The organism is Alkalimonas sp. (assembly GCF_020831925.1).
Lineage (GTDB): Bacteria > Pseudomonadota > Gammaproteobacteria > Enterobacterales > Alteromonadaceae > Alkalimonas.
In genome coordinates this window covers 1-12373 of record NZ_JAFIFQ010000073.1, presented here as the reverse complement: position 1 = coordinate 12373, position 12373 = coordinate 1, and the positions used below count along the sequence as shown (strand labels likewise).

Genomic DNA, 12373 nt, shown 5'->3' with positions numbered 1-12373 from the left:
GAGCGGCGGACTGTTAATCCGTAGGTCGTTGGTTCGAGCCCAACCTGGGGAGCCACTCCCAATTTAAGTTGAAATTCCTCAGTAGCTCAGTTGGTTAGAGCGGCGGACTGTTAATCCGTAGGTCGTTGGTTCGAGCCCAACCTGGGGAGCCACAAGCTTCTAAATCTCGTTCGAAATTCGGTATAAAGATTTATTTTTGCACGAATTTTTGCTTTAATCCGCCCTGTACAGCTATAACTAAAGTATAGCTTCCATATCGATTTATTCGATAACGCCTTTATTTGTGCAGGTGGTCATCGTTATGAAGACAACGTTCCAACTTGTGATTCTTCAACTTATTGCAGCGCTAATCCTGATTAGTGCCCTAATCATTGTTCAGTTGAACTTTGCGAGCCAACAATTGCAACGTGCTGAGCAACAGGCACAAACCTTTGTACAGCAATGGACTCAGCACTCAGCTAATCGTGATGGTGCAGAGCTTGGCCAACAACTCCGTATGGCCCTGCCGCTATCCCAACTTCACATTCAAAATTTACAAGGCCAGGAGCTTTATCAGTATCGAAGTGGCAACATGCCTACGGGCATGGCAGCAACGCTATTTAACTGGCAAGGTGTCGAGTTTTCGACTCAGCATATTGATGCCCCGCAACACGAGCTGCAGGTTCGTTTTCAGCTGGATCACAGTAACCAGATAGAGGCTTTAAACTCACTACTCTGGTTGATTCTGCTGCTCACCTTAGTGATTTATTTGCTCATCATTCCCGCTCTGCTTTGGTGGCAACACCAACGACTGCAACAAAGCAGCCGACAACTGAATAAAGTGATTGAGCAATTAAGCCATGATCCGTTACAAACCATTGAAGCAGACAAGCAACCAGCTGGCTTTGAAGCGGTCGTTGAAAATCTTCAGGTGCTTGCTCAACAAACCATGAAGAAGTTTAGCGAAATGTCGGCAAATGCCCGCCAGGTCACTGCTGATGCATACAAAGATGTGATAACAGGCCTGCCGAACAGAAATCGTTTTGTACAATATTATGAAGAACAGTTGAGCAAGGATGATAAAGTTGATTTTGGTATTTTTGCAATTACGCGATGTACTGAGCTGCAAAGCCTGAACCAGACCAGGGGCTACCAGGAAGGAGATAAATACATTCAAGAGGTGTGCCAAATCCTGACCAAAGCGGTTCATGCCTATGCCGACGGCCAGTTATTCCGATTGAACAGTTCTGACTTTGGCGTGCTGTTACCCAGAGTAACGGCCAAAGGAGCAGAGAACTTCGCCATTCAGCTGCAAAGCCGTCTGAATCAGTACCAGCAAACAGCAGAGTTGGAATCCGTTGCTTACACTGGGTTGGTCAGCTATGAAAGTGGCAGAGCGCTTGGCGAGCTGCTTGCGATTGCTGATACTTCCATCAGTCTGGCGCAAACCAAGCAAGCCAATGCCTGGCATTTGCAAAAAGAATCTTCCGGCTTAGAAACCGCAAGTTATGGTTATGGTAATCAGAACTGGCGTAACGTGATTGATGATGTCCTTGCCAACAACCGTCTGAACTTGCTGGTACAAAGCATTCAACCAGCAAAACGGTCCAATAAAGCCTACTCAGAAATTTTGGTGCGCTTTAAAACCCAGGAAAATCAAGTACTGCCTACAGCATCCTTTTTGGCCATGGCAGAAAAGCTCGACCGCATCATTGCAGTTGATCGGCTGATCATTGAAACCGCTCTGAGTACGATTAAAAATAAGAATATGCAGGATCAGTATTTTGGCCTGAATTTATCGCCCCGCTCAGTGCATGATGATCAATTCGTGATCTGGCTGGAGCGCCGCTTACTAAAAGATGCCACCATTGCATCAAAACTGATTTTTGAAGTCACCGAGTTTGGTTTGCAGCAGAATCTAAAAACCAGTAAACGTTTCATCGATATGGTGCACCGGGCCGGCGCCAGAGTCACCGTAGAAAAATTTGGCGTTGGGATTACCTCATTTAAATTTTTCCGCGATTTAAAACCGGATCACATTAAAATGGATGGTAGTTACACCCGGCACATTGACGAAGACAAAAACAATCAGTATTTCTTGCGTTTGATGATTGATTTAGCGCATCGCATCGGAGTAAGTGTTTTTGCGGAGTCCGTCGAAACCCAGGAAGAAAAGCACATGCTGGATTCCTTATTTGTGGATGGCTGCCAGGGCTACTACATTGGTAAACCCGCTCCGCTTTGAGTCATTAAAGAAAGTCAGATTAACCGGCAGTCTGCAGATACCCCTACTGGCTGTCGGTTGTTATCAGCCCTGCTTCAGCGCATAATATGCGCCTTAAGCCTGTAACCAAACAACCATGACCGAATTCTTACTCTTATTAATCAGTACCGTGCTGGTAAACAACTTTGTGTTGGTCAAGTTCTTAGGGCTTTGCCCATTTATGGGTGTGTCCGGCAAATTGGAAACCGCCATTGGTATGTCCTTGGCTACCACCTTTGTGTTAACCCTGGCTTCGGTTTGCAGCTATCTGGTGGATCACTACCTGTTGGCGCCTTTTGATTTGCTGTATTTGCGCACCCTCAGCTTTATTCTTGTGATTGCCGTGGTCGTTCAGTTCACCGAAATGGTCGTGCATAAAACCAGCCCAACCCTGTATCGGCTGCTGGGCATTTTTCTGCCGCTGATCACCACCAATTGTGCGGTTCTTGGCGTGGCACTGCTTAATGTCACTGCCGGCTACAACTTTGTCCAGTCGCTGGTGTTTGGCTTTGGCGCTGCAGCTGGTTTTTCACTGGTACTTATACTGTTTGCCGCCATGCGCGAACGCTTGGCTGCTGCCGATGTTCCGGTAGCTTTTCGTGGCGCCGCTATCGCCATGATTACGGCAGGCCTAATGTCACTGGCCTTTATGGGCTTTACCGGACTGGTGACCCATTCATGATGACCACTGCTCTGGCTGTACTTGGTGTACTTGCGCTGCTGTTCGGTGCCATCTTAGGCTATGCCGCTATCCGCTTTCGGGTTGAAAGTGATCCTTTGGTCGAACAGATTGACGATATCCTGCCACAAACCCAATGCGGTCAGTGTGGCTACCCTGGCTGCCGCCCTTATGCCGAAGCCATTGCCAATGGCGATGACATCAATAAATGTCCGCCGGGCGGTGAAGCAACGGTACGCAAGCTAGCGGACTTAATGGGGGTAGAGCCCAAGCCTTTACATGAAGATGCGCAGAATGCGGTGAAAAAAGTCGCCTTTATCCGCGAGGATGAATGCATCGGTTGCACCAAATGCATTCAGGCCTGCCCGGTCGATGCCATCCTCGGTGCCACCCGCCAGATGCATACCGTGATCGTGGATGAGTGCACCGGCTGCGATCTCTGTGTGGAGCCCTGTCCGGTCGATTGCATTGATATGATCCCACTGATAGAAACAGCTGAACGCTGGAAGTGGGACTTGCAGGCCATCCCGGTACGTATGGTTGAGGCGGATTAATGCAAAGCTTATTAGAACAAGTGGCTGCAGAACAACTCTGGCGTTTCCCGGGCGGAGTTCACCCACCGACCCGCAAGGCAGAACTTAGCAAAAAGCCAATTGCCAGCCTGCCACTGCCGGACAAACTCTACATTCCACTGCGCCAGCATATTGGCGTGGCCGGTCATTGCCTGGTGCAAAAAGGCGATCACGTCATGAAAGGTCAGCCGCTGACAATGGCCGATAACTCGATGTCGGTGCCGGTGCATGCTCCTACCTCAGGCTTGATCCTGGCTGTGACTGAACACACCAGTCCGCATCCTTCCGCCCTACCAGAGCCATGCATTGTGCTGGAACCCGATGGACTGGATGAGTGGCGTGAGCGTGCCCCCTTGCATTACTCACAATGTTCCACGGAACAACTCTTGGAGCGTATCCAGCAATCCGGCATTGCCGGCATGGGTGGTGCTGGTTTTCCTACCCATCTAAAATCAGCTGTGCAACAGCAAGTTGAGTTGCTGATTATCAACGGGGTGGAGTGCGAGCCTTACATCAGTGCCGACGATGCCCTGATGCAAGAACAAGCCGATACTATAGTTCAAGGCATTGAGATCCTTTGTCATATTCTTGAACCCAAAGCGGTGCTGATTGCCATAGAAGACGACAAGCCAGCAGCGATCAGCGCCATGCAGAGTGCCTGCCATGGCCGGCAGCCGTGGTTTATCCGTAGCGTACCAACCAAGTATCCTTCAGGTGGTGAAAAGCAGTTGATTCAGCTGCTAACCGGCCAGGAAGTCCCCGCCGGTCGTCGGCCCATTGATATTGGCATGATGATGTTCAATGTTGGTACCAGCTTTGCAGTTGCTCAAGCGGTGCTGCATGATATTCCTTTAGTGTCACGTATCGTTACTGTGGCCGGAGACACCCTGCAGCATCCACAAAATGTACTGGCGCCGATAGGTACCCCGGTCAGTGACTTATTGCACTTTTGTGGTTTTCAGCCTGAGCGTCCGCAGCGGGTCATTATGGGCGGCCCTATGATGGGCTTTACCCTGCCCGACTTGTCAGTACCAGTGATTAAAACCACCAATTGCATTCTGGCACCAACCCAGCAAGAGCTGCCGGCAGCCGGTGAGGAAATGGACTGCATTCGCTGTACCGCCTGCGCCGAGGCCTGCCCGGCCAGTTTGCTGCCGCAGCAACTGCTCTGGTTTAGCAAAGCCAAAGACACCGAGAAGCTTGACGAGTACAACCTGTTTGATTGCATTGAGTGCGGTGCCTGTGCCTATGTCTGCCCCAGTGAAATTCCGCTGGTACAATACTACCGCGTCGCCAAAGCAGAGATCCGCGAACAACAACGCGAAGCCTTAAAAGCCGAACAGGCCAAAGCACGCTTTGAAGCAAGACAGGCGCGACTGGAAGCTGAAAAACTGGAGCGCCAACGCCGCAACGAGCAACTGGCGGTAGAGCGGGCCGCTAAACAAAGTGCGAACGCCCCTGATGCCGTCGCTGCTGCGCTGGCCCGGGTGAAAAGCCAGCAACAACAGACGCCTGCGGATCTGGAGGCCATCAAAGCCGAACGCGAACGCAAAAAGCAGCTGGCGCGCGAGCGTCAGGCTGAAAAAACAGAGGCTCCAGCAAACGCAGCGTCAGCTACAGACCCTCGCCAGGCTGCTATTGCAGCCGCGCTGGCCCGTGCCAAGGCCAAAAAGCAAGCAGCAGCAAGTGACAGCGAGCAAGTGCACCCTCAACAAAATCAGCCAGAGCAAACAGCTACAAAGCCTGCCGAAACAGCCGCAGCCAGCGAGGCCAGTGATCCACGCCAAGCTGCGATTGCAGCCGCTTTGGCCCGCGCTAAAGCTAAGAAGCAAGCCGCAGCCTCCGCCAGTGACACCGGGCAAACAGAGCAAGAGCAGGCTAAGCCAGCAGAAACCGAGGCTGAGCAAGCAACGCAAACTGCTGCAGAGCCTGCCGATACAGTCAAAGCCGAACCAGCGCCGGATCCACGTAAAGCGGCCATTGCTGCCGCCATAGCGCGTGCTAAAGCAAAAAAACAGGCTGAAGCGACGCCAGCATCAGAAAAAACCGGGCCTGAAGAAGCAAAACCAGAGCAGGCGGATGCAGCATCAGCCTCTGCTGCGCAAACCGAAGCCACGGAGCAACCCAGCGATCCGCGCAAAGCCGCCATCGCTGCTGCCATTGCCCGGGCCAAGGCTAAGAAATTAAAGGAAACGGAGCCAAAATGAGTTTTCGAATTGCCAGCTCCCCACACCAGCACAATCAGAAAACCACCAGCCAGTTGATGCTGTGGGTGGTGATTGCCGCCCTGCCCGCCATTGCGGTGCAAAGTTATCTGTTTGGCTATGGCGTGCTGGTGCAGTTGCTGCTGGCGATAGTCACCGCCTGGGCCAGTGAAGCCCTGGTGCTGATGCTGCGCGATAAAACCATTTTGCCGCGCTTAAAGGATCACAGCGCCCTGGTCACCGCCGTTTTGCTGGCCGTATCCATTCCGGCTTATGCACCCTGGTGGCTGGTGGTGATAGGCACCGCTTTTGCCATTATCATGGTCAAGCAACTGTATGGTGGCCTTGGCTTTAACCTGTTTAACCCAGCCATGGCAGCCTACGTGTTACTGTTGATTGCTTTCCCAGTGCAAATGACCCAGTGGCTGCCACCGACTGCATTGCAGCAGCATGCACTTGGGCCATTGGATGCCGTGTGTGCGGTGATGAGTCAGGCCAGTTGTCAGGGCATCAGTCTGGAACAGCTTCGACAAGGCGTGGACGGCATGACCATGGCCACCCCGCTCGATACCGCCCGCACCGATTTGATGATGGGACTGACCCTACCGGAAAGCTATGAAAAACCGTTGTTCCAGGGCGGCGTCGGGGTTGGCTGGTTTTGGCTCAACCTGGCCTGGCTGGCCGGTGGTCTGCTGCTGTTGCAACAAGGTGTGATCCAGTGGCGTATTCCTGTCAGCGTGCTCGGTTCTTTAGCACTGTGCAGCCTGATAGCTTGGTCCGTCAATCCAGATACCAATTTCTCCCCGCTGTTTCAGCTGTTTTCCGGTGCTAGCATGCTGGCGGCATTTTTTATCGCCACCGATCCGGTCAGCGCCTCCACCACCGCCCGTGGGCGTATTTATTATGGTGTGCTGATTGGCGTACTGGTGTTTGTGATCCGCAGTTTTGGCGGCTATCCCGATGCCTTTGCCTTTGCTGTGCTACTGGCTAATATGGCTGTACCCTTGATTGATTATTACACCCGGCCACGTACCTACGGCCATAAAGCAGTGAAGGGGCGCCAATGAAACACCCGGTCACGAAAAATGCTCTGTTGCTGGCGCTGGTTGCTATCATTTGTGTCAGCATCCTCACCCTGCTGCAGCAACTAACGGCCCCCCGTATTGCCGAGCAACGGCTGGCCAACCGGCTGGCCCTGTTGCATGATGTGTTACCCGCTGCGGCCGAACAGCAACTGCTGGATGATTGCATCAGCATCACAGCTCCCGAATGGCTGGGGCGCAACAGCCCGCAGTCAGTATTTCGCTGGCGTGAGCAAGGGGTGGTCAGTGCCTTTGTGGTGGAAACCACAGCACCGGATGGCTACAGTGGCAATATCGACTTAATGGTGGCCATCACACCCGATGGCACTGTGCTGGCCGCTCGTACGCTGGCGCATCAGGAAACGCCTGGTCTGGGTGATAAAATTGAACTGCGTAAATCCGACTGGATGCACAGTTTTGCCAATCAGGCGGTGCACGAAGCCAATGTACGCAGCTGGGCAGTACGTAAAGATGGTGGCGATTTTGATCAGTTTACCGGCGCCACCATTACGCCCCGAGCTGTGGTCAATGCCATTAAGCGTGCAGCCCTGTTTATTCAGCAATACCCGGAGCTGGCCGAGCAGCCAGCCAATTGTGAGGCCTTTTAAATGAGCCAAAACTACAAGGAACTTGCCACCCAGGGGCTCTGGAGCAACAACCCGGGCCTGGTGCAGCTGCTAGGGCTTTGCCCCTTACTGGCGGTGACCAATACCGTCACCAATGCCCTGGGGCTTGGTATCGCCACCTTGCTGGTACTGCTTGGATCCAACCTGGTAGTATCTGCCATTCGCAACTGGGTGCCCCGGGAAATCCGCATCCCGATTTTTGTGCTGGTCATTGCCTCTTTTGTGACCGCTGTACAGCTGCTGATGAATGCCTTTACCTACGAGCTTTATCTGGCATTGGGGATCTTTATCCCGCTGATTGTCACCAACTGCGCCATTATTGGCCGGGCAGAAGCCTTTGCCTCCAAGAACCCAATGCTACCATCGGCCTTTGATGCGCTGATGATGGGGTTGGGCTTTGCTGCCGTGCTGCTGGCGTTAGGGGCCATGCGTGAGCTGCTGGGCCAGGGCACCTTATTTGACGGTGCCGATGCCCTGCTCGGCCCTTGGGCGCAGGCGCTGCGAGTAGAAGTACTGGCGCTGGATCATTACTTTCTGCTGGCGCTGCTGCCCCCTGGTGCCTTTATTGGCATGGGCCTGCTGATCGCCGGCAAGAACGCCATCGATCAGCGCAAACAGCGTAAGCAACAGGTGAAAACGGCCATTACCCGTGCCCGGGTAACCGGAACCATTGTGTGAATAAAACGAGATGAATAAACAAAAGCGCATCGAGCTACTATCGCGCCTGCGGGCCGCCAACCCGGAGCCAACCACCGAGCTGGAATACAGTTCGCCTTTTGAGCTGCTGATTGCCGTGTTGCTATCGGCTCAGGCGACCGATGTCGGTGTCAATAAAGCCACCCGCCATCTTTTCCCGGTGGCCCGCACCCCACAGGCCATGCTGGATTTGGGTGTTGATGGCGTCAAGCATTACATTAAAACCATTGGCCTGTTTAATACCAAGGCCGAAAATGTGATTAAAACCTGCCGCATTCTGGTCGAGCAACACGGTGGTGAAGTGCCGGAAAACCGCGAAGCGCTGGAAGCTCTGCCCGGTGTCGGCCGTAAAACCGCCAATGTGGTGCTAAACACTGCCTTTCGCTGGCCGACCATTGCCGTCGATACCCATATTTTTCGGGTCAGCAACCGCACTAAATTAGCACCGGGGAAAAATGTAGATGCCGTTGAGCAAAAGCTGCTGAAAGTTGTGCCGGCCGAGTTTAAACTCGATGTGCACCATTGGCTGATTTTGCATGGCCGCTATACCTGCGTGGCCAGAAAGCCCAAATGCGGCTCCTGCATTATCGAGGACTTGTGCGAGTTTAAAGAGAAAACCGAGTAAACACATGCCCGCTTTGGCGCTAAAGCGGGCATAAACGCTCTATTCAACGGTTCTCTTGCAGGTCTTCTACCAATTCCCGGTGCACACAAACCGCCATGCTCTTAGGGCGGATGGGCAGCCCCCGGCCCTCGAGATGCGCACGAGTAAAGGATGCGCCAAACAACAGGATCATGGACGTATAGTTAACCCAGAGCAGCAGCAGTGCCAAAGAGCCGGCTGCGCCATAAGCCGATGCTGTTGCGGTATACGCCAGGTAAATGGCAATAAGGGAGCGGCCAACGGTAAATAAAATGGCCGTGATAAAGGCACCCAGCAACACATCCTTCCAGGACAGCAGCACATCAGGCAGGATCTTGAACATGGCCGCAAACAGCAAGGTGATGACCAGCAGTGACAAAGCAAGCTCCATGCTTACCATCGCCCAACCAGGCACCGGCAGCCACTCCTCAGCAAATACCATGATGCTGCGCAATGCCACCGACAATAACAGCGATACCATCAAAATAAAGCCGATGGCCAGGATGATCGTCATGGATAGCAAACGGCTTTTGATAAACCCCCACAGGTTATTCCGGGTAGGACGAGGGGCAACATCCCAAATCTGATTCAGCGACTGCTGCATCTGCGCAAACACCGTGGTTGCACCGACGATGGTGGCGACAATTCCAATCAAGGCAGGCCAAATCCCGCTTTGGTCAATCTGAGAATTCACCACCGCCGTTTGCACCACCCCGGCAGCTTCCGGGCCCAGCGTTCCTTCTAACTGCTCAAATAACTGCCCCTGAACGACGCTCTGGCCCAGAAAAAAACCGACCAAAGCCACCACCACCACCAGAATGGGGGCAATCGAAAAAACGGTGAAAAATGCCAGCGCCGCGGCATAAATAAAGGCCTGGCTGTCCAGCCAGTTCCGTACCGCGGCAGCAAAAATACCAAGCCAATGCCTTAGTGCAGCAGGCAGTTTAGTGTTGAAGCTGGAAACCATAATCAAAGTACCTATGCATTGGAGGCGAGGCAGATGTCACTTTAGTTGCTTTACGCGGCGCCAAGTCTTTAACCTAAAGCAGTTTATCGAAAGGGGCAAGCAGCACGTTGTCGCTTCTTAAACCGAACGACAAAAGCGTCTGGTTATGTTTTATTCGTAATGGCTCCAAAGACGCAATACTTTTATCACTTTTTCTTCTGCAAGCACCTGGTAGACCAAGCGATGTTGAATATTAATACGGCGTGAATAGGCCCCGGCAAGATCGCCAATAAGTTTTTCAAACGGAGGTGGCTTGCGGTACGGATCTTCGGCAATCAGTGCTAACAGTTCCTGAGCTTTGGGCTTGAGGCCGCTGGAAGCCAGTTTCTTCGCATCCTTTTGGGCTTGCCTGGTGTACACCAACTTCCATGTCACCAGTCCAGCTCCTCATCACATTCCTCCACCGGGGTTTCCATACCCTCACGAACAGACTCACGCATACCCGGTACAGAAAGCAGGAAAAGTGTTTCCTGAATGGCCGACCAGTCTTCCTCGGATACCAGCACAGCTTTGTTCCGCTTTCCCATAATAACGATGGGCTGATGGGACTCGGCAGTTTCATCAATCAACCGATAAAGGTTACTGCGCGCCTCTGTTGCTGTAATTCCTGTCATGATGCACCTTTTAGGTGTTTAACTTTCAAGCTATTGTACGCTTTTAAGTACGTACGTCAATACGAACGCCATGTTGCATTAATTCATCAGCCAGACTGCCGAATCTTCACTGCGCTCTATGGCTGGCTGACTGTGTTATGATCCACTGCTCATCGGCAGCAAAAACCTGTGAAGGAGTTCTGTATGCGTTTATTACACACCATGCTGCGGGTTGGTGACTTGGAGCGTTCCATTGCCTTTTATACTGAGGTGCTGGGCATGCAACTGCTGCGTCAATCCGAAAACACCGAGTACAAATACACGCTAGCCTTTGTGGGCTATGGCCCGGAGTCCGAGCACGCGGTGCTGGAGCTGACCTATAACTGGGGCGTGGATAGCTACGAGCTTGGCACGGCTTACGGCCATATCGCACTGGAAGTGGATGATATTTACCAGGCCTGCGACGACATTCGCAGCCGGGGTGGCGTGATCAGTCGCGAGCCCGGCCCGGTCAAAGGCGGTCGCACTGAAATTGCCTTTATTAAAGATCCCGATGGCTACGCCATTGAATTGATCCAGAAAAAGAGCCAAAGCTAATCCAGCAGACCTGGCGGGTCGTATAACATCCTAATCGTATTTATTGTGGTGTGGGATGATGATGTCAGAGCAACTAGCCCTGTTTCCGCTGAACTGCTTGCTGCTGCCGGAAGGCAAAACCCGGCTGCGGGTGTTTGAGCCCCGTTATGTCCGGCTGGTAAAAGAAGCGACTGCCGGTAAGCGCGCCTTTGCCATGGCGTTGTTAAATCCCCTGGTCAGCCAGCACCATCCCGATCGGATTTTTCCTTTTGCTACCAAGGTTCAGGTGACCGACTTTGATGTGCTGGATGATGGCCTGCTCGGGATTGAAGTCTTGGGGCTGGAGCGAGTGCATATTGAGAAGCGCTGGCAGGAAGCCGACAAGCTGCATGTGGCAGACACAAAAACAGTGGCTTTCTGGCCGTCGCAACCCATCAGCCAACCGCAGCAGGAGTTGCAACAGAGTTTTAGTCAATTATTGAAACGTGAACCGGAGCTGGCCAGCCTATATCCGCAAAGCAACACAGCTGACGCCAGCTGGCTGGCAGCGCGCTGGCTGGAGTTACTGCCGCTGCCGCCACTTTTAAAAGAACATCTGGCCGAGCAGGCCACGCCGGAAGCCTGCCTGCACTATTTACAGCGCTGCCTTAAGGCTGAATCGATTTAAGAGCAAAGCGCTCGTCGTCAATCATTACCGCCACCAAGCGCCAGTGCTCTCCTGCCCGCTGCAGCGTGTAGGAGGTATGGCAGTTTTGCAGTACCTTGCCGTTGGCATCGCAAAAATACCAGTACAGACTGGCAAACACCATCGACTCGGACAAACGCACCAGATGCTGCACCCGGTTTTTCACCTGGGCTACTCCCAGACTGCGGTACAGGTTAAACTGATGGCGAATGGTTTTCTCCAGACTAGTTACCTCGGCCATCATCAGCTTGCTGTCGTCGGTTAGAAACAGACAAGGCAAAGAAAACAGCTCAGTCACTTTATCTACATCAAAACTGGAGTAGGCTTCAGCATAGAGCTGAAAGAATTGTTCAACCGCCTGTCGCATGGCTAGTCCCTTAGTTAATCCCTAAATATTTATGCACCTGCACACTCAGGCGCCAGTTATGTTGTTTGCATTGCTCAATCGCCAGCCGGGTTGCTTTGGCTTTTTGGCTGATTGGTTGCAAGTACACCAGCCTACCCGAAGCAGGAACGCGCTGCAACAAAGCCTGCAATTCCTCAATATCGCGCTCACGCGCCACCGGGTGCTTGATTTCATTGGCCCGCAGCAGTGCCGAGTCCAGCACTTCATACCCACCCTTCATATTGACCTTGGGCGACACCGTGACCCAGGTCTCGCCTGGTGCCAGCACTTCAAAAGTACCGCTGGTTTCAATCTGAGTGCTGTAGCCCTGCTGATGCAGCAGCTCACACAGCGGGTTTAAATCGTACAGGCAAGGCTCACCAC

Annotated in this window: 15 protein-coding genes and 1 tRNA gene; 11 read left to right on the top strand and 5 right to left on the bottom strand. The window is 52.8% G+C overall.

The features are described 5' to 3' along the window. Nucleotides 1–75: 75 nt before the first annotated feature. From JJU14_RS15205 to nth, 9 genes are all read left to right on the top strand, one after another. A tRNA-Asn gene (locus JJU14_RS15205) sits at nt 76–152 on the top strand. A gap of 149 nt (nt 153–301) precedes the next feature. Further along, nucleotides 302–2224 (top strand): EAL domain-containing protein, encoded by a 1923-nt coding sequence (locus tag JJU14_RS15200; protein WP_228614567.1) that lies wholly within the window; start codon nt 302–304, stop codon nt 2222–2224. Nucleotides 2225–2339: 115 nt separating this feature from the next. Further along, a complete protein-coding gene (rsxA, locus tag JJU14_RS15195; RefSeq protein WP_228614566.1) occupies nt 2340–2924 on the top strand; it encodes an electron transport complex subunit RsxA in 585 nt (194 codons plus the stop codon). Beyond that, the gene (gene rsxB, locus JJU14_RS15190; RefSeq protein ID WP_228614565.1) at nt 2921–3475 is read left to right on the top strand and encodes an electron transport complex subunit RsxB; all 555 of its coding nucleotides are present in this window, start codon (nt 2921–2923) and stop codon (nt 3473–3475) included. Before rsxA ends, rsxB begins: the two co-directional genes overlap by 4 nt. Further along, a complete protein-coding gene (gene rsxC / locus JJU14_RS15185) occupies nt 3475–5700 on the top strand; it encodes an electron transport complex subunit RsxC (protein ID WP_228614564.1) in 2226 nt (741 codons plus the stop codon). Before rsxB ends, rsxC begins: the two co-directional genes overlap by 1 nt. After that, complete coding sequence (gene rsxD / locus JJU14_RS15180; protein WP_228614563.1) at nt 5697–6764, top strand: electron transport complex subunit RsxD; 1068 nt, start codon at nt 5697–5699, stop codon at nt 6762–6764. The genes rsxC and rsxD overlap by 4 nt, the downstream gene beginning before the upstream one ends. Further along, nucleotides 6761–7387 carry an electron transport complex subunit RsxG gene (gene rsxG / locus JJU14_RS15175; protein ID WP_228614562.1) on the top strand — a complete coding sequence of 209 codons (627 nt, stop codon included), beginning with the start codon at nt 6761–6763 and terminating at the stop codon, nt 7385–7387. Before rsxD ends, rsxG begins: the two co-directional genes overlap by 4 nt. Continuing rightward, nucleotides 7388–8083 carry an electron transport complex subunit E gene (locus tag JJU14_RS15170; RefSeq protein ID WP_228614561.1) on the top strand — a complete coding sequence of 232 codons (696 nt, stop codon included), beginning with the start codon at nt 7388–7390 and terminating at the stop codon, nt 8081–8083. A gap of 10 nt (nt 8084–8093) precedes the next feature. After that, a complete protein-coding gene (gene nth / locus JJU14_RS15165) occupies nt 8094–8726 on the top strand; it encodes an endonuclease III (RefSeq protein ID WP_228614560.1) in 633 nt (210 codons plus the stop codon). Nucleotides 8727–8769: 43 nt separating this feature from the next. On the opposite strand, the gene JJU14_RS15160 is transcribed toward nth, so the two are convergent. From JJU14_RS15160 to JJU14_RS15150, 3 genes are all read right to left on the bottom strand, one after another. Beyond that, a complete protein-coding gene (locus JJU14_RS15160) occupies nt 8770–9711 on the bottom strand; it encodes a YihY/virulence factor BrkB family protein (protein ID WP_228614559.1) in 942 nt (313 codons plus the stop codon). A gap of 150 nt (nt 9712–9861) precedes the next feature. Next, nucleotides 9862–10125: a Txe/YoeB family addiction module toxin gene (locus tag JJU14_RS15155; RefSeq protein ID WP_228614558.1), complete on the bottom strand. Its 264-nt coding sequence runs from the start codon at nt 10123–10125 to the stop codon at nt 9862–9864. Further along, on the bottom strand, nt 10122–10364 hold the full coding sequence (locus tag JJU14_RS15150; protein ID WP_228614557.1) for a type II toxin-antitoxin system Phd/YefM family antitoxin: 243 nt from the start codon (nt 10362–10364) through the stop codon (nt 10122–10124). Before JJU14_RS15150 ends, JJU14_RS15155 begins: the two co-directional genes overlap by 4 nt. 183 nt (nt 10365–10547) lie before the next feature. On the opposite strand from JJU14_RS15150, the gene gloA reads away from it, so the two are divergent. Further along, nucleotides 10548–10940 carry a lactoylglutathione lyase gene (gene gloA / locus JJU14_RS15145; RefSeq protein ID WP_228614556.1) on the top strand — a complete coding sequence of 131 codons (393 nt, stop codon included), beginning with the start codon at nt 10548–10550 and terminating at the stop codon, nt 10938–10940. 61 nt (nt 10941–11001) lie between these two features. Further along, a complete protein-coding gene (locus tag JJU14_RS15140) occupies nt 11002–11586 on the top strand; it encodes an LON peptidase substrate-binding domain-containing protein (protein ID WP_228614555.1) in 585 nt (194 codons plus the stop codon). Here the strand turns inward: JJU14_RS15140 and JJU14_RS15135 are convergent. Together JJU14_RS15135 and queE are read right to left on the bottom strand one after the other, a co-directional pair. After that, the gene (locus tag JJU14_RS15135; protein ID WP_228614554.1) at nt 11567–11971 is read right to left on the bottom strand and encodes a hypothetical protein; all 405 of its coding nucleotides are present in this window, start codon (nt 11969–11971) and stop codon (nt 11567–11569) included. The genes JJU14_RS15140 and JJU14_RS15135 overlap by 20 nt on opposite strands. 10 nt (nt 11972–11981) lie before the next feature. Further along, on the bottom strand, nt 11982–12373 hold a 392-nt coding region (gene queE, locus JJU14_RS15130), incomplete at its 5' end, for a 7-carboxy-7-deazaguanine synthase QueE (RefSeq protein ID WP_228614553.1).